The organism is Rhizobium sp. CFBP 13726, assembly GCF_014841925.1.
Lineage (GTDB): Bacteria > Pseudomonadota > Alphaproteobacteria > Rhizobiales > Rhizobiaceae > Neorhizobium > Neorhizobium soli.
Map to the genome: position 1 here is coordinate 1 of NZ_JACYUU010000001.1, position 18,206 is coordinate 18,206.

At 57.4% G+C, this 18,206-nt stretch carries 13 protein-coding genes; 7 read left to right on the forward strand and 6 right to left on the reverse strand.

Annotation, left to right across the window (positions count from 1 at the left end):
• Window positions 1-335: 335 nt before the first annotated feature.
• On the reverse strand, window positions 336-590 hold the full coding sequence (locus IFT66_RS00005) for a hypothetical protein (protein WP_192076443.1): 255 nt from the start codon (window positions 588-590) through the stop codon (window positions 336-338).
• A gap of 1,324 nt (window positions 591-1,914) precedes the next feature.
• Entirely contained in the window at window positions 1,915-2,442 is a 528-nt protein-coding gene (locus IFT66_RS00015) for an Imm52 family immunity protein (protein ID WP_192076445.1), read from the reverse strand.
• Window positions 2,443-4,084: 1,642 nt separating this feature from the next.
• Between IFT66_RS00015 and IFT66_RS00020 the strand changes: the two genes are divergently transcribed.
• From IFT66_RS00020 to IFT66_RS00030, 3 genes are all read left to right on the forward strand, one after another.
• Window positions 4,085-5,461: a site-specific DNA-methyltransferase gene (locus tag IFT66_RS00020; RefSeq protein ID WP_192076446.1), complete on the forward strand. Its 1,377-nt coding sequence runs from the start codon at window positions 4,085-4,087 to the stop codon at window positions 5,459-5,461.
• Complete coding sequence (locus IFT66_RS00025; protein WP_192076447.1) at window positions 5,461-6,351, forward strand: hypothetical protein; 891 nt, start codon at window positions 5,461-5,463, stop codon at window positions 6,349-6,351. Before IFT66_RS00020 ends, IFT66_RS00025 begins: the two co-directional genes overlap by 1 nt.
• Before the next feature lie 321 nt (window positions 6,352-6,672).
• Window positions 6,673-6,888 carry a hypothetical protein gene (locus tag IFT66_RS00030; RefSeq protein WP_192076448.1) on the forward strand — a complete coding sequence of 72 codons (216 nt, stop codon included), beginning with the start codon at window positions 6,673-6,675 and terminating at the stop codon, window positions 6,886-6,888.
• A gap of 116 nt (window positions 6,889-7,004) precedes the next feature.
• Here the strand turns inward: IFT66_RS00030 and IFT66_RS00035 are convergent, their stop codons facing one another.
• Window positions 7,005-9,911: a hypothetical protein gene (locus IFT66_RS00035; RefSeq protein ID WP_192076449.1), complete on the reverse strand. Its 2,907-nt coding sequence runs from the start codon at window positions 9,909-9,911 to the stop codon at window positions 7,005-7,007.
• Between the two features lie 137 nt (window positions 9,912-10,048).
• Between IFT66_RS00035 and IFT66_RS00040 the strand changes: the two genes are divergently transcribed.
• Window positions 10,049-10,291 (forward strand): hypothetical protein, encoded by a 243-nt coding sequence (locus IFT66_RS00040; RefSeq protein ID WP_192076450.1) that lies wholly within the window; start codon window positions 10,049-10,051, stop codon window positions 10,289-10,291.
• Window positions 10,292-11,018: 727 nt separating this feature from the next.
• Here IFT66_RS00040 and IFT66_RS00045 read toward each other — a convergent pair.
• The 3 genes from IFT66_RS00045 to IFT66_RS00055 form a co-directional block, all read right to left on the reverse strand.
• Entirely contained in the window at window positions 11,019-11,897 is an 879-nt protein-coding gene (locus IFT66_RS00045; RefSeq protein ID WP_192076451.1) for an ABC transporter permease, read from the reverse strand.
• Complete coding sequence (locus IFT66_RS00050; RefSeq protein ID WP_062459243.1) at window positions 11,894-12,835, reverse strand: ABC transporter permease; 942 nt, start codon at window positions 12,833-12,835, stop codon at window positions 11,894-11,896. The genes IFT66_RS00045 and IFT66_RS00050 overlap by 4 nt, the downstream gene beginning before the upstream one ends.
• Window positions 12,836-12,913: 78 nt before the next feature.
• Complete coding sequence (locus IFT66_RS00055) at window positions 12,914-14,419, reverse strand: ABC transporter substrate-binding protein (RefSeq protein WP_192076452.1); 1,506 nt, start codon at window positions 14,417-14,419, stop codon at window positions 12,914-12,916.
• A gap of 217 nt (window positions 14,420-14,636) precedes the next feature.
• Between IFT66_RS00055 and IFT66_RS00060 the strand changes: the two genes are divergently transcribed.
• Genes IFT66_RS00060 through ggt form a run of 3 tightly spaced genes read left to right on the forward strand, consistent with a single transcriptional unit; the run spans window position 14,637 to window position 18,206 of the window.
• A complete protein-coding gene (locus IFT66_RS00060; RefSeq protein WP_192076453.1) occupies window positions 14,637-15,839 on the forward strand; it encodes an ROK family transcriptional regulator in 1,203 nt (400 codons plus the stop codon).
• Window positions 15,836-16,630, forward strand: coding sequence for a glucosamine-6-phosphate deaminase (gene nagB / locus IFT66_RS00065; RefSeq protein WP_249406314.1), 795 nt, complete (start codon window positions 15,836-15,838; stop codon window positions 16,628-16,630). The genes IFT66_RS00060 and nagB overlap by 4 nt, the downstream gene beginning before the upstream one ends.
• A complete protein-coding gene (gene ggt / locus IFT66_RS00070; RefSeq protein WP_192076454.1) occupies window positions 16,617-18,206 on the forward strand; it encodes a gamma-glutamyltransferase in 1,590 nt (529 codons plus the stop codon). The genes nagB and ggt overlap by 14 nt, the downstream gene beginning before the upstream one ends.

The window sequence follows — 18,206 nt, forward strand, 5'->3', positions numbered from 1 at the left end:
CGGACCCCGACTCGACGAACGACTACCTGCTCCCCCAGAACCCCAATCTCCACTTGGATGTTGCCGTGATAGTCCAGGAGACAGTCGAAGGTCACAGAGTCTCCACTAAAGTACCACCGATTCGGCGGTCCTAGTGCACGTCCTACGGTAAAAAATGGAACGCCGGGGCGAACTACTTGAGAGGGCGATCTCTTGAGCAGAGCGAGAATCGAAAATGGCTGCAGCGAACGCTTCCTGATCATCTTGCTTGGATAGCAAACTCCGCTGTAAGCGACAACGTCCGCTCCTGGCGCGAAGCTGCGGGGGGCGGCGTTCGGCGAAGGTGACATAAATGCCTATCTGTTCATGTTTTTCACTGCGCTGTCGAACAGGCTGTTGATATAGTCCTGGCACCCGAGCCGAGCCGCAGTTTGATCGAGTTGCTTACGGATATCGTCCGGCGTACGGCCTGCCGCAACTCCATTGGGTACATTATGGAACACGTCGGCCAGAGATTGCGCCATTCGCAGGTTCTTGGTCGCCCTGATCTCGATGAGAGCATAATGCAGCACCGCAAGAACCAGCTTATAATCGGTAACCTCTGAGGCCATCGTGCCACTCCCGATCTGTTGTTTTGACCGCCATCGGCGGTGATATCACCGGCCACTCTTTGTCCTGGCATGGCATGTTCGTCTCAGCTTGTAAGCCGAGACGATGTCCGAGCCCATATAGCCGATGAAACAGCTTCTAAGCTTTTCTTGCAGGATCATCTGGGTTGGGCTGCGACACCGCTTCTCGCCTTCAGCCATGTAAAGCCAGTCAATAAACTGCTCGACCGAGACTTTCCCTCGCTCCGGAATGAAGTCGATCACATGGAGCGAGCCCCCGTCCTGCAGGCTTCCACAGAAGCCGTACTCAACGCAAACTGCTCGCCGGAGCCTTTCGGATTCTGAAAGCTTTTTCACGGAAATACCCGGCGACCGGGCTAGGAGATTGAAGCAGACAAAAATTGCATCCTGCGTGCGCCGTAGTCAATATCAAAATCAAATGTTCCTTTTGGCGCGACGCTGCCGAAGTTGACTTGAGCCTCCATGCAGACATTATTGCCTCATGTTCCGCGAGTCATCGTAGAAAAGCGCGTCGACATAGCGTTAAAACCCAAGCCTTGCGGCCGTTTGGTCCAATCTTTTTCGTATCTCGTCCGCGGGTATCCCAGATGCGATCCGGCCGGCACATTGTGAAATACGTCTGCAAGCGTCTGCGCTTCACGTAGATTGTCGCATGACCTGATTTCGATGAGGACATCGCTTAGCGTTCCTAGAACAAGTTCGTAGTCGACGCTTTCGTTTTTCATGGGGATTTCCGGGAAGCCTCTGCTGGGCTTAATGACGCCTGTCGGCACAAAACTGCTAAAACGCATCCGCTATCGCCCCGAAAAGGCCGTTATGCAGAACTGTTTCTTCATCCAAAGAAAGCAACTCCGATACGCTCGCGCAGATATGGCTCCGTTCAAGTGTTGGTCAGACAACTTAACGAAAGCAAAGCTGAGCCAGTCTCTGTGATCGGCGTCATACGCAACATCATCTCTGAGTTCGAGCAAGTCGGCCCAGTCTTCCAAATCTTTCGAGCTGATCTTGTCTTGAAGGATGGCGAAGGAACGGTTTCTAAATCTAGCCTAGTGATCACTGTGGCCTAGCCTTCAAAGTTCCACGGGAACTTTAGCAGCCGGCTTCGGCAATTCGAGAGCGTGTCTCGCACCTCTATGAGATCGCGCACGGCCTCAAGACGCATGCTGTAAGGTTCGCTCGGTGGGGGCAAGCGTAATTAGAGGACCTCGTCTGCTACGTCCATCCACAATATGTTAGGATCCGGGATTTCCACCTTGTTCGCCACCAGCACTAAGCCGCTAAAGCGCTTCGTCCAAACGCTCCTACGCTATATCGCTGCGATAGTGTATTCGGCGTCGCCCCGACGTGTCCATGAACGTCCGCCGTGCGGGGCCCATATCGCTGCCGAGACAAGAAAAGCTCGCTCGATTGCGCCATCATCCAACAGGAGCGTTTCGCCTGCAGTCACACTGGCACTGAAATTCAGCAGGTTCTGCGCGTCCCGAGACAAGAACTCGGAGTAGGCCCCGCACCGTATCGAGAGCGTTGAATCCACGTTCCCGGCAGTTCGGTTCCAAAGCCTGAAGTGATACCCGAGCTCTGGGATTACGGTCTTCGGCGCAAGATCTGTCCAATTCCGCCCCTTCAACAAGAGCTTTCGAATTTCCTCAGAATCGGTAGGGTCGATAACCGGGCTTGCGAGTGTACTCTTCCTGGATTTACCAGGCTGGACCCAAGTGTCGAACGAGGGCCCGAGCCCTGTCACCACAGCGAGGTACTCAACTGACTTCTGGACGAGCGCCTCAAGCTCCTCAGCCCTCGGACCCCAGTGCAGCTGTATGTTCACTTCAATCATCGATCCTCTCCAGCTCACGCCATCGGGCCATTAACGTTCAGAGAAATAATGCTTATTGGGGTGTTAGAGTATTTATCGGCGGCCGACGTCTGCGCCGACCCGAAGCACTCACAGGCTGCCTCAGGGGATCCACGTTGGTTTGTTACGTCAATCAAGCATGCAAGAGTTTAAATGCCACTTATCAGCACGTAAGAATGGAGTCGGATCAATGAGCGTACCCGTTTCTCAAGCCGGTCAAGGAACGTAAGCAAAGCCTTTCGATGAAGTTTGTTTTTGCGGGGCATCAATTCGACGTAGAGGACGTACTTGGTGACTATTGCCCTCCAAGGCATATTCCCCGTGACGTCACGCCGAAGTTCGTCGAACCGAGCGAAGATTTCAAGCCAAGTCGCTCGTCCTATCCACGTCGTACCCCAGTGCCGATAGGTAGCCGACCAGTCAGGGAAGGAACGGGCTATCAATCCTTCAACTAACAAGAACGCCTCTTCTCGAATGCTGAATACGCCCGTGTTTGAGAGGTCGAATCCGGATTGACTGAACAAGTCGGGATCGCAAGGAATGAAACTAAAGCTGAGGCCGCTACGCGGACCAGCTCGAAAGCTAAAATCAATTGCCATGAGGAAAGCAGGCACCGTGTGCCGCATATGTGACGATAGCTTACGATAGCATCACGGCCCCTACAATATCAACTGTTGCATCAAGCGTACACGGGATCTGGCGATCCAGGATGATTGGTAGTCACGTCATGCTAGTCAAAGAAGGTACTCGCATTATGTTGACTTCGGCCAAGGCGCACTCCCTTGTGCCTAACTAAAGTTGCGCAAGGACCACTCCGTTGGCAACTGATATGTATGGCACCGGTGCTTCAGAACGCCTGAACAAGCTCCAAGCTGGCTGGCTATCGGCCGTCATGAAGGACAGCACGTATCTGTCGTCACTCAGAGTGACAGACAGCTCAGGTAGGCGACCGAACAAGGTGACGTCTTGCACGGTCCGGCCCAACAGCGAGCCGAAGAGGGATGTCCATTGAGCCTCATCACTCCAGCTGCCACCAAGAATTGACGATCGATCCTCGATCCGCCAACTCCACTCCATCATGACAGTGAAATCGCCAACCAACCTGCCATCCGCCCCGTCTCTTCGTCGTAGCGGGTGAAGCTGGCCAAGTTCGAGGAAGATCGCTGATCCGTGTCCCTGCCAAATTGATGACAGGGGGAGCCCGACCATCTCCTGTCTATAAGCCTCAAATAGTACTGAGCCCATCACACCTCACGTATAATTATTGGAGACCGAGTTCTTCGATTTGGGAGGGACCGACCCGATTCGACAGCTCGACTGTAACGGGGTTCGTTGTTTTAAGCTGATAGCAGTTTGATTATAGAAAAATATTCTACAAATCTGAGTCTTCGAAGCCTCTTCGAAAAGAACCCCATTTCTGACCCGTTTCGAAGCCTTCAACGTCGTTTCAAAGACATCTCGAAGGTCAGTTGAAGACGTTCGTTACGCCATCGGAACGACTAGAAACAGTTTTGCTTTCTCACCCGAGACGGTTGCGGCGGGTAGGTGCGGGCGGTTAACCTATCTTCAGCGGCGCCGCATCGACGTTCACCGATACCCAGTCCAACCCTCATGGAGAATGCATATGCATCCGCCAAACGAACAGTCGTGCCCGATCGAGAGGCTTGTTCCCTACGCCAACAACGCCCGCACGCATTCAAAGAAGCAGATCAACCAGATTGCCGAAAGCATCAAACGCTTCGGCTTTTGCAATCCGGTGCTCATCGCTGAAGACGATACCATCATTGCAGGCCACGGCCGTGTGCAGGCTGCGAAACTGCTGGGCATGTCCGAGGTGCCGGTTCGAAAGCTCTCGCATCTCTCGCGCGATGAAGTTCGGGCCTACATCCTTGCCGACAACAAGCTTGCCGAGAATGCTGGCTGGGATCGCGATGTCCTGGCCATCGAAATGCAGGGACTTATCGATCTCGACTTCGATCTCGGACTGCTTGGCTTTTCCACCACCGAGATCGACTTCACCATCGAAGGTGAGCAGAAACCTACATCTGCCAAGGACGACCCGTTGGACGCGGTCGAGCCACTGGCACCTGGACCACCTGTCAATCGGGCAGGGGACCTCTGGCAGCTTGGACCGCATCGGCTTCTCTGCGGGGATGCTCGCTCGAGCGAAGACGTTTCCAGGCTTTGCCAAGGTGCCCCCGTAGCACTGCTCTTCACCGATCCACCTTACAACGTTCGGATCGCCGGGCATGTCAGCGGCCTTGGTCAGGTCAAGCACCGTGAGTTCGCGGTGGCATCAGGCGAGATGGACGAGGAAGCGTTCACTGCCTTTCTTCGCGACACGCTTGGCGTGGCGGCAAGCCAGCTGAAGGATGGTGCCATCGCCTTCGTGTGCATGGACTGGCGGCATATGGGCGAACTGCTGCAGGCCGGTCGCGCTGTCTTCGATGAGTTCAAGAACCTGTGTGTTTGGAACAAGACCAACGGCGGCATGGGGTCGTTCTACCGGTCGAAGCATGAACTGGTCTTTGTCTTCAAGAACGGTAGTGCCCCGCACATCAACAATTTTGGGCTTGGCGACACCGGACGCTATCGCACCAATGTCTGGGACTATCCTGGCATCAGTTCTCTTGGAGCCGCACGCAACGAAGAGCTCGCTATGCACCCCACCGTTAAACCGGTGGCACTGGTTGCGGACGCGATCCGGGACTGCACGAACCGTGGCGATAGCGTGCTCGACATCTTTGGCGGTTCTGGATCGACTTTGATCGCGGCCGACCAATGTGGTCGCGTTGCCAGGCTGCTCGAAATCGATCCGCTGTACTGCGACACGATCATCCGTAGGTTCGAGCGGGTCACTGGCGAGCCTACCCGGCTGGAAGGGAGTGGATCGACCTTCTCGCAGATCAGCATCGAACGGTCGGGCGATACCCTCGACGTTTGCCGAACCGCCGATGCGGCAAGCCGGAAGACGTCCAAAGCAATGAAGGGAGCGGCTTAATGGCTATCAAACGGAATAGGTCGCGCAAGCGCGATGGTCGTCACGACGGCGCTGATGATTGGGACAAGCTTACCTCGTTGCAGGAGGCCCTGTTAAGGGAGGCGGCACGAGAAATCACTATAGCTTCGAACGGCCGTACAGACACTGTCCGCATGGACGAAGTCGTCACCCGCAAAATGATGCAGATGGCCGCCAATGGCGGGCAGCATTCGATTAGCAATGCCATCTACCAAATCAACATGGCGCAGCGGCTTAGACAGAAGAAGGCCGACGAAGACGTAGCCTTCGGACATCAGTTCAAGACCCATCAGCAGCATCTTCTGGATGCGGCTCGTAAGCGCGGTCAGGATCTCGCCACCGTGCTTCCGCATCCCGACGACATCATCGTGGAGGAGGGGGTGGGTTACGCTTTGATCGGCCCAATCGATGAGACGGAACTGCGCCGGGTGAAAAGGGACTGCGAGAGACGAGATGCAGCCATCCTGCAGGCGGCATTGGAAAAGCGACTCGGACCTTTGGCTCCTGGGATTAGCCAGGAGCCGTCGAACCATCCAGCGGATGCGTCCGCCCTTTTGGTCGTCCAGGTCTTGAACGACGCCCTGCCTAAGCGTTTCCGAAAGACTGACCTGCAAATTGCAATGGACTTGATGCAGTACAATGGGGTGACGAAGCGAGAGCTGCTGAAACGTAGCCATCAGCAGTGGGCGGCGCTTGGCAAGCCAAAGCCGAGAGGTTGGCGGCTTCCCCCGGTCGAGACCGTGATATCGACATTGCAGCGGGTCCTCCCTGCGATGATCGCCCTTTATCCCGAGGTAAAAAGTGGCAAACTGTCGGTGGAGGCGATTGCGATCAAGCTGCAGCGGATGAGTGGTTCTGAACCGATCGGATGATCAGGCACTTGTACGACACAACCTCATTCCTCGATCGGCCGCACACCTTACCCGTGGGGCCGATCGAAAGACCCAATGTCGACGCAGTGTCACGCAACGGCTTAGGGTACACTTTGAGGAAGCTGCGTTGCCAGGTCTATCATGTCGCAAATAACCCCATTTCTTAGAGGCTATCGCCGGGCACTGAGAGACGTCCAGCGCTCCGTAGTGCTGCATGCGGAGAATGTCCTTGGCGGCTGTTCCAGCCGGTCTGCGGTATCGGCCGCAGCGGACGGCCTATCGGTGCCGCTTAGGCAAATAAGAGCAATCGGGATCGCAGCGTTGGACAAGGAGGTTCGGGAGCAGATGGTTGCCGTCTCGACCAGCCAGTCCGACTACGTGCGGGGCTACCAATCCGGTTTCGACAAGGCAACGGAAATGGTGGCCGGGTGGGGGTGCAAGATGAATGACCCTGCTGCGCGAGAGGCTTTAGCGGCCGCGGTTACCCATCTGCGGGAGTTGCAGCTCCAAGTGTCTACCGTGGGGGTGGATGAATAATACAGAGAACTGTGCTGCCTTCACCGACGTCGAGCGGCGTCATAGGCGATACCGCCGGTAGACCACGGTTTTAAAAATAAGGAAGTACGAAAGCCATCATCCTTGGGGACGAACAGCTACGGAGTCGCAATCCCCGACGATACCGCTCTCCAACGACTTTCAAAACCATGACCCGACTTCCACGGATCGAGTTTCACGACCTCGTCCGCGCAAAGCGTTTGCAAAGGATCCCGCTCCATTTCGAACTCGTCATCGAGCACAACACCAAATAAAATACATTCTGTTCGATATTCACCACGTTCCCGGCTTTTGAATTTCAACTCCACTCGAGTCACAAGCGCATCGAGTTTACGGTCTTTCCAATTCACCGCTCCGAAATCACTGATTGCCGTATCGACATTCCCCAACTCCCAGCCCTCAGTTTTCTGCGCTTCGAGCCAGTCTATGAAATCCCGATATACAGGCGCCATTGTTTTTGCCCCAGACGTCCGGCCGTCGGCGACCAAGGTCGAAGCTTTGAGGAAGTCAGTAAACTTCGTTAGTCGCGCGTTTGCATCTGGCCCATTCACCTTTCGGAGCTCGGCTTCCACTACTACCAACCGTGACTGCTCATCCTGTCGACGGATCGCCGCCAACCGTTCGGATTCTTGTGCGGCGAGCCTCTGAGCTTCCTGCTGTTTTGTTCTTTCCAGCTTTACGGCTGCCAGCTTGGCGGCAGAGCTGAGAACCTCATCAGTTTCGATCCAGATCGGCAGGAAAGCGATGGGCTTTTCATCCCGCTTCAGTGCCTGGATCAGCTGTTGTAACGTACCCGCAGATCCATACACCACTCTGCATTCATCGCGCAGTATCATGGGATACAGTTGTTCTAAGGTCCGGTCGCTTACTACAGTCATAGGTGTGGACGCCTCGACCATTTCTTTGACTGCCGCCAGCATGTCTCCATGAACATCTGTATCCTCTGTGACAACGACGCAAAGCCCACCCTTTTCAATCGCGACTTCGAAAGCACCAAACCCAGTTCGAGAACCAGTCTCGACGCCTGTTGTTATTGCAGCGACGAGCGCAATTTCCTTTTGCTCGTTGTCTGCGAGCTTCGCGTAATCGATCGCATCAAACCTGCGAAGCCTCTTGGCCTCGAGCGCGTCAATGAATGCCACCGCGAAACTCGGCGGCGCCTCAAGAAACGCCTTTCGCCGCATAATGATCAGATCCGCATGCTTTGGACTGCTGCTTGTGCAAGAACTTGTCTTCACGACGGTCGCACCCATAGGCGAGAGGGTTGCGCGCAATCCCCTCCTGATGGAGGGCGTTTCGTTAATTCCGAACAGGCATACGGTTGCAATGTCATTCGAGAAGGACAGACCGCCGTTTAAGGTCCGCACAAGTGACGGCGCCTCGGCGGACGCGTTGAAAAGCGAAACGACGTCGCCTCCTGCTCCGCTCAGGAGAACGGCATTTGCCGGTGTTACGGCAAATGGTGCGTTCCCTTCCCCTGGATTAGTGTATGCATTGTCCGCGCCAGCGGCCTGAAGACCGGCGAGTTCCCCTGCCAGCCCATTCTTTGCGATCAAGATACCGAGCGACTGTCTTGCTCCTTGCAGGTCATCGAGGTCATCCGAGACGGCAGCGTCGGCGAGAGACTTCAGTTCCTGGACGACCTGCGGAAGTTTCGAGGAGGAGATATTGGCCGCGACCCAATTCGTAAGCGCTACGCGAGCGGTCTCAAGCTCCTGCTGATAGGCTAAAACTTGTTTCCGGCGATCATCCGTCCGCTCCTTATCTCTTGCCACGACGAAATCGCTGTAGCCGCTTAACGGCGTGAGAAGCGCCTGGAGTTGAGACGATGCCTGTTCGAGGTTGGACGCGGTGCCTGTTGGCAAAGTCACTCCCAGAATAGCTGCTTTGTCAGCAACAGCGATGAGGTTCGGTATCTGTGGGTTTAACCGGATGAAAACCTGCGCGTCCTCAAGCAGGATTTCAGCCTTTACACGAGCAGCCTTCAGATCTACTGCGACGGCGCGCTCATATGAAGCCTTGTCGCTAAAGCCTCTTTCCTGCGCGGTGGTAAAGCTGTCCTTGTCGGCAAATCCTGATGATCGGAAAGCGACGTAGTCCGTGCGCGTGCCAAACCTAAAGCGTGAAGCCGCGCGGTATTCGTCTGCAGTTAGGAAGCCGCCAGCTCTCCCTTTCTCAAACTCCTCCGCCGTCTCGAAGCCGGATCTTGAAGCCGCCTCAAAATCCTGGTTCGTCTGGAAGCCTCGCTGTTTCGCCTGAAACATCACCTGTTGAGAAGTGAAACCTCCCTTAACTGCCTGTGCATAGGTTTCTCCGTCGTCGAAACCCATGCCTTGCGCCGTTTGGCGTTCCGCCATCGATCGAAAGCCGTCCTGCGCAATTTGCTCAATTATATTGAGTGCGTATTCATCTAGAAAGTCTCCTGGAGGCGGTCCGAATGCGGCGAGATAGGCCGTAAATGCCTTTACCGTCCCGGGTCCGATAAGGCCATCGGTCAGCCCTGAATAGAGCTTCAGTCGCGTCAATGCGATCTGCAGACGTCTTACTGAAGAAATCAGCGAGGTCTGAGTCATCAGATCGGTTGACGTACCTGCTGAGTAGCTGTGAGACACGATAGACCCAAAGCCTTCGCCATTGCTTAGAAATGCGTCGCGCGGGACGAGCCTGAGTTCCTTGAGGGTATTTAAATTGGGTTTGGCTTTGTCCTTGAACAATGTCCCCGTCACGATAGCAAAGGAGCCGTTACGTGACTGCGTTATCAAGGCCGGCCCAAGAGTAGCAGCAAAAGATTGCGCGACTGCGCCAGCCTGCTCGAGAGTAGGTCGACTGGAGACCACCACCCAGATCATGGTAGCCTGCGGAGCGGCCAGCGCGACGGTCTGTATAGCCGGTGAATTCATCGTTGCCTTAGCGCCGGCGCGGCCGTCAGGGGTCGCTTTTGCGTCCTCCCCGATCAATCCATTCAAAAGCAAGGCGCAGCAGCTGAATACTGTAACTCGACGCACTGAAATACCCCCACAACACATGAAAATCATAGTAATGGAAGTCGACGTTCATGCAACTGCATGTTGTCGACGGCTCTGTCTCCCTCTCACCACAACTGTCTTGGCTTCTCCTATTCCGTAATGTGGATGGTTGGCCGATGAAGACGCCTGCCGGAACTGTCGTCATTCCGGCCGTCGGGCGGGTTCAGGCGGGCGACGGCGTAGCGCTGCGCCGTCTGGCGCTTTGCGGTGTCGGGCTTGTACGCCTTGCCCGGTTCACGGTGCAAGACGACATCGATGCCGGGCGTCTCATACCCGTTGGGGAGGGGTTCAATCCCGGCGTCGCGAGGCCTTCCATGCTACTCATACGGGCCAAGGTGGACTGCTCCCTTCGCGGGTGAGCGCGCTCCTGGATTTTCTCGCCGAGCGTGGGAAAGTGCGGGGTTGACGGTGAAAACCAGTTGGTCATTGCGCTGGAATGCAGATCCTATCGCTAATTCCAGCGGCGAAAAGTTGCTCACTTTGGTGGCTCCACGGCAACATTTGCTGCCTTAGTCCCTGAAGACATCTTATCCTTGCTCACCTTACCGGACGGCTATCAGGGGCTCAGGTCAACCGGCACGATGGAGAGAAATTGCCGCGGTAAGATTTAAGACCTCTGTGGGTCCGCAATACGTTCACACGGCAGTGGTGCCGACTGAACAAGCCCGCTAGCGTCGCGACCCGGTAGACATGGGGCAAGCTTTCGTCACTTGCGATGTCGCCGACGGGACATCCATAAAACCTGAATCCAGAGACGGCGGGAATCGCCAAGCTCACAAATGCTCTCGCCGCATACGAAACCTGTGAAGAGGTGTGCCGATACCTAGCGTTAGCCATTAAGTTTCGTGGGCGCCGCCGGCTCCTCGAGCTACAAAGGTTCACCTCCCTCAGCATATCGTGTAATCTCATAGCGTTACACGGCGTGGAAAAGAACCGGCTCAGTCATTGGCGCATAGCGAACAACCGCTCGCCCACGTGACCAAGGCCTCATTTCTATAGTCGTTTCGTCGGCAATAACGTTTCGGTTGTTTTGCCCGTTTTCCGCCATTCAAGGCTTTAGTTGCTATTGCGCCTTCGGTGATCAGATCAGTCGTCGCGTCTCGGATCGAGCGCGTCGTTCAGTCCGTCTCCCAGCAGATTGAAGCCCATGACGAGCAGGATGATCGCGACACCCGGCCAGATCGCCATCCAAGGTGATTCCGTCAGGAACTGGCGGGCGACATCGAGCATGGTTCCCCATGACGGAGACGGCGGACGTTGGCCAAGGCCAAGAAAGGCGAGGCTTGCCTCTGCAAGAACTGATGTTGCCATGGTGATCGTCGCCTGGACGATGATAGGTGCCATCGCGTTCGGCAGGATGTAGGTCAGCATGATCTTCCTGTGCGTCACTCCTAGCAGGCGGGCGGCGTCGACATAGTCTTCGGCCTTGACCGTCATGACCTGTCCGCGCGTCAGGCGCACAAAAATCGGCATGGCCGATATCCCGATCGCGATCATCGCGTTTTCGAGGCTCGCACCGAGAAAGGCGGCAAACGCGATCGCCAGCACCAGAAAGGGGCATGCAAGAAGAGCGTCGGTGATGCGCGAAATCACCATGTCGATGATTCCGCCGAAATAGCCGGCGATCATGCCGAGCGGGACGCCTATGGCGATGGCGATGGCGACGGACACGATGCCGACAAGCAATGAAGCCCGCGTGCCATAGATGATGCGCGTCAGGATATCGCGGCCAAGGTCGTCCGTGCCGAACCAGTGAGCAACTGTCGGTCCCTGTCGGATTGCCATCCAGTCGGACGTATTGGGCTGGTAGGGCGCGATCAGAGGCGCCGCAATCGCGACCAGCACGAAGAACAGGATGATCGTTCCGCCGATCATCACGCCGGGCTGGCGCATGCACCGTGAAAGCACGGACTTTCTTGCCCCTGACGTGCTCGGTAACTGAAGCGTGGCGTTCAACGTGTTCATCCGCGCAACCTCGGGCTTAGAATGACATAGGCGATATCGGCAAGAAGGTTCATCAGCAGGAAGAGTGCTGCCGAGCAGAGAACCACAGCCTGGACCACGGCATAATCGCGGCTGAAAACACCATCGACGATCATCTTACCAAATCCCGGTATGCCGAACACCTGTTCGGTCAATACGGCACCAGACAGGAGTTCGCCCAAGTGCAGCGTGCTCATCGTGACGACGGGGACAAGGCTGTTGCGCAGGACGTGCCGCACGACGACGATGCGCTCCTTCAAGCCCTTTGCGCGGGCGGTGCGGACATAATCCTGCTTCAGAACCTGCAGCATTGCGCTTCTCGTATGGCGCATCACGATTGCCGCGGCGGCAGTTCCCAGCACCAGGCTGGGGAGAAGCGTGTGGCGCAGATTGTCGAGGGGACTATCGAAGAAGGCGACGTAGCCGCCGGACGGAAACCATCCGAGCGTTACGGCAAATAGCAGGATCAGCATGATGCCCAGCCAGAAGCTTGGCACTGAAAGCCCGGCAAGGCCGATGATGCTGACGCCGTAATCCGCCGCCGTTCCCCGCTTCAGCGCTGCGATGATACCGGCCGGAATGCCGATAAGGGTCGCAAGGATCATTGCCATGACCGACAGCTGGATCGTGACCGGCAGCTTTTGCGCAATCATTTCGCCGATCGGAAGTCGGGTACGGATCGACAGGCCGAAATCGCCTTGGACGATCCCGGCGAGCCACTTGCCGTATTGGACGTATAGCGGCTGATCGAGGCTGTACTTTTGCCGCAGATACTCGATGACGGCAGGATCGCGTTCCTCACCGGCCAGCGCGATCGCCGGATCACCGGGCAGGAACTTCAGCAGGCTGAAGACCAGGATCGAGACGAGCAGAAGTGTGGGTATGGCGATTGCCAGGCGACGCAGGACGTAGGAGAGCATGAGCTTTCTCGTGTGGTCCCGCCAGCACCACGGTCCGGCTGGCGGGATGATTTACACAGTGCCCTGACGGGCTTTGGCTTACTTCGCGGGCTTTACGTCGGTCAGACGCAGGAGACCGTCTGGATAGACCGTGATGCCGCCGACATCCGTGCGTGCCGCATAGAACCAGTTCGGATGGTAGAGAGGGATCGTTGGCAGGTCGGCGAGGTAGATGCCTGTCGCCGTCCCGTAGAGCGCCTTACGCTTCTCGACGTCAGAGGTCGCGCGCGCCTCTCCGAGGGCCTTATCCATTTCCGGGTTGCTATACTTGTTGACGTTCTGGCTGCCTTCCTTGCCGAAGAAGGAGATCAGTGTCGGGTCCGGATCGGCGCGGCCGCTCCAGTTGCCGATATAGGCCTGAAAGTTACCAGCGAGGTAGCGTTCGACGGCGGATGCCGTTTCGAGCGGAACCAGTTCGATCTGGAAGCCAGCTTCGCCCGCCATTGACTGGATGATCTGAGCAACGCGACCATCGGCGAGCGAGTTTTCGTAGGTGATTTCGACCACGGGTGCATCGCCGCCGATTTCTTCAATAAGAGCCTTGGCCTTTTCGATGTCGCGGGCGGGAGCCGGATGCGCCTTGTCATAGAAAACGCTGGATGGCGGGATCATCTGGTTGTCGGCAGAAAACTCGCCGGCGAAGGCAACCTTGTTGATGACGTTGCGGTCGATCGAGAGCTCGAGTGCCTGGCGAAGCCGTGGCTCCTTGCCAAGCGCGCCGCCCTTTTCGCCGTTGCCGACATTGATCATCAGATGCGACACGGCAAGGCCGGGCGACGTGTGGAGCGCGAGCGCCTTGTTGCCCCGAACGGTGCCGAGGTCGGTCGGCGCAATGCGCTCGGCGATTTCGAGATCACCGGCCTGTAAACGCGAAAGGCGGACGGTCGAATCCGGAATATAGAGGTACTGGACGTCGTCGTAACCGATCGCTGCGGCATTCCAGTAGCCGTCGAATTTTTCGAGTGAGATCACGTCGCGCGCACGGCGTTCCTTGAACTTGAAGGGGCCCGCGCAAACTGGGTTGGCGGAAAATTCCTTGCCTTCCGCGGCAGCCGCTGGAGACACCATCATGCCCGCGCGGTCGGACAGGACGGCGAGAAGCGGGGCGAAGGCCGATTTCAGCTTGAATGAAACATGTGTCGCATCAATAACGGTGACGGTTTCGACGGGCGAGAGCTCACCCTTGCGCTTGGAATCCTTCAGGGACTTCATGCGTTCGATATTGAACTTCACCGCGGCTGCGTCGAAGGGTGTTCCGTCCTGGAATTTGACGCCGTCACGAAGGGTGAACGTCACCTCCGTACCCTCGGCGTTCCAGACCCAGGCGGTTGCCAGCTGCGGTACGATCTCGAGCTTGGCGTCGATATCGACGAGCTTGTCGCACATTGCCGAAAATACGATACGGCCGGCATAGGTGCCGGAGGTCGCGGGATCCAGCGCATCCGGATCGTCCTGCATGCCGACGCGTAAAGTTGCCGCCTGCGCGGTTGTGAAAGTCATCGCGATGGCAGTCGCCATCATCGCCAGTTTGATGCTCGTTCCCATTATTTTTCCTCAAACCCGCGCAGAAGAGCGCGTTTTGCCCAGTTTTTGTACGTCGATCAGTGATGCACAGGAACATCCCTATTGTAAAGAAGGCTGACTAAATAAATTCATTTCTTCACAAATCGCATGAATTTCAATCGATCTTAGCCTTATTTCGATTGACAGACATACCCCGCCAGCTAACTTAGTCCGCAAAGATGACGAATTGAATGAGATCATGACCGATATTTCTGGATTGGCGCCCCTCACGCGACAAATCACCTCGCGTACCGTGCTCCGTACGATCATAGATAGTTCACCGATTTCACGCGCCGAGCTTGCCCGCGTCACCGGACTGTCGAAGCAGGCGATGTCGGAGATCGTGCGCGATCTCGAGGTCGACGGTTGGGTTCGTGAGACGGGACGCACACAAGGTGGCGTCGGGCGCAGCGCAGTCAACTACGAGCTCGATCCCGGCAAGGCTTTCCTCTTCGGCGTCGACATCGGCGGGACCAAGGTCCATGCGTCGATTGCGGACCTTTCCGGTAAAGTCGTGGAAGAAATCCTGGAGGCGACAGACACCCGTGGCGGAATGCATCTCGTCGAACAGCTGGCAGTGCTGCTGGACACTATGACGGCCAAGATCGGGATCGAGCCGCAGCTCGTGCGGATGGGCGCGGTCGGCATTCCTGGTGCGGTGGACCCAAAGACCCGTCGTATCACCATGATGCCGAATATCGCCGGCATGACCGATTTCGATTTCGAGGCGGCGCTGACCGGGCGCCTCGGCTTTCCGATGGTTCTCGAAAACGATGTCAATGTCGCGGCCAAGGGCGAGCAGGTCCTCGGCGAAGGGCAGGATATCGATAATTTCGTCTTCGTGGCGCTCGGAACCGGGATCGGGATGGGTATCATCAGCGAGAAGCGGCTCATTCGTGGTGCCCGTGGCGCAGCTGGCGAGATCTCGACCCTGCCGATCGGCGGCGACCCCTTCAATTCCTCTGCGTTCGGTTCCGGCGTGCTTGAAACATCTGTCGGCAGCGCCGCGATCCGGTCGCGGTATGCCGGAAACAGTGGCGTCGAAGGTTTGACGGTTCGCGAAATCTTTTCGCGACAAGACGGCGCTTCCCAGACAGTCATAGACGAAGTGGGCCGCACCGTTGCCGTTGCCATTGCGGCGATTGCCGCCGTGCTGGATCCGCAGCGGGTGATTTTTGGAGGCAGCGTTGGCTCCCGTGCGGAATTGATCGATCGGGTGGAGTACCATCTCACGCGTTGCATGCCCGTGCCGCCCGCCTGCGTCATCAGCTCGCTCGGAAACCGGGCTGGCATTCTTGGCGCCGTCGCAATTGCGCAGGAGGGGTTTTACCAAGCCCTGTTCGGCCTCCCTCTGCGCGGGGTCGAGCCGGTTACTCCGAAGCCCCTGGAAGGTGCACTATGAACTCGATGCCACGGGACCTTCACCGCCCCACAATCCGGATCTATCAGACCCCCGAGCTTGCGTCCGTGGCTGTGGCTTCTCTGATACTGGAGCGGATTGCTGCGATGCCTGCCCTGACGCTTGGGCTTGCGACGGGTTCAACGCCACGAACGGTGTACAAGACGTTGATCGGTCAAACCGAGACGGTTTCATGGCGTGAGACGCGCTGCTTCAATCTCGACGAATATACCGGTCTTGGCCGGGATCATTCTGCGAGCTTTGCCTATTACATGCGCGAGCTGTTCTTCGATCATGTCGATGTCGACGTGACCCGAACGCACATTCCCGATGGCACCGCGTCTGATCTCGACGCGGCCGCGAAGGCCTACGAACAGATGATCTCAAACAATGGCGGGATCGATTTGCAGTTGCTCGGCATCGGCCGCAACGGTCATATCGGTTTCAACGAGCCGGGCTCGGCACATGACAGCCGGACGCGAATGGTTCGGCTTGCGCAATCGACCATCGATGCCAACCGTCCGGATTTTCCAGACGGCGAAGATCCGCCGGAAACCGCGCTGACGATGGGCATCGGCACCATTCTCGAGGCACGTGAGATCGTGCTGCTTGCGACGGGGGCGGCGAAAGCCGAAGCCCTGGCGGCAGCGCTGCAGGGCCAGGTCAGCCTCGATTGTCCGGCTTCGTCCCTGCAACGGCATGCTGCAGTCACTGTATTCTGCGACGAAGCAGCCGCCGCCCAGCTGGACATCGAGCAATTGAAGATGACGGGGAATGTCCATGCAGCAACGTGATTTCTTTAGGCCGGGCCGGTCGGTGGCAATTTCCGATCGCGGTATGGCGGCAACCTCGCATCCGCAGGCAACCCTTGCTGCGGTGGACATTCTGCGCGCCGGCGGCAATGCCGTCGATGCGGCGGTGGCCGCTATCGCCCTACAATCGGTGATCGACCCCCATATGACGGGGATTGGTGGCGATTGCTTCGCGCTCTATACACCGGCTGGTGGCAAGCCGATTGCGCTCAACGGCTCAGGTCGTGCGCCGATGGCAGCCACACTCGATTACTTTTTCGAAAAAGGCATCACGAGCATTGCCGATGACAGCCCCCACGCGGTGACCGTGCCGGGCGCCGTTGATGCCTGGTGCCATCTCGTTGCGACCTATGGCGGGCGGGACATGGGCAGGGTGCTCGCCCCGGCTATCGAGGCTGCGGAAAAAGGCTATTGCATCACGCCGCGCGTCGAACTCGACTGGGTACGCTACGCCAACCGGGTGCAGAAATATCCGGATGCCGCCGCCTATTTCCTTCCGAGTGGCCGGGCACCAAGGACCGGCGAGCGGATGACCAACCCGGCGCTTGCAGCCACGTTGCGGCGCATTGCCAGTGAAGGTCGCGACGCTTTCTATGCCGGGCCGGTCGCCGAGGAGGTCACCACGCTGCTGGCGTCCCTGGGCGGACTGCACGAGGAGGGCGACTTTTCAACCTACCGTGCTTTCGAGACCACTCCGATCAGCGCTTCTTATCGGGGCATGGATCTTCTCGAATGCCCGCCGAATGGCCAGGGACTGGCAGCGCTTCTGATCGCCCGCATTCTCGACGGCTTCGATCTTCGCGATCCCACCCTATCGGAAGCGGACCGCATTCATCTTCTCGCGGAAGCCACCAAGGCTGCTTATGCGAGGCGCGACGAGCTGATCGCGGATCCGCAGCATATCACCTTCGATATCGCGGCACTTCTGTCCGACCGGTCGATCGAGACGATGCGGGCGAAGATCAGCATGGAACAGGCCACAGCACCCGGCATATGGGAAGGTCCCGAGCACAAGGACACCGTCTACGTCTCCGTGGTCGATCGCGACGGCAATGCCATGTCACTGATCAACTCTGTGTTCTTTGCCTTCGGCAGCGGCATCTATGCACCGAAATCGGGTGTGCTTTTGCAGAACCGCGGTGCCGGCTTCGTCGTCAGGCAAGGCCATCCGAACGCGATCGGCCCCGGCAAGCTACCCTTCCATACGATCATTCCGGCGCAACTTGCCGAAAACGGACGCACCCGCATGGCCTTCGGAGTGATGGGCGGCCAGTATCAGGCGACGGGACACGCCCACCTTCTCAGCCAGATCCTCGACCGCGATCTCGATCCGCAGCAGGCGAGCGATCAGCCGCGCAGCTTTTGTCACAACGGCAAGCTGAGCCTGGAGCCGACGATTTCGCCGGACGTGAAAGCGGATCTAGAACGGCGTGGTCACGTCACCGAATGGGCGGACGAACCCATCGGAGGGTGCCAGGCAATCATGATCGACTACAAGCGCGGCGTTCTTCTGGGGGCATCCGACCACCGCAAGGACGGCATGGCACTCGGCTATTGA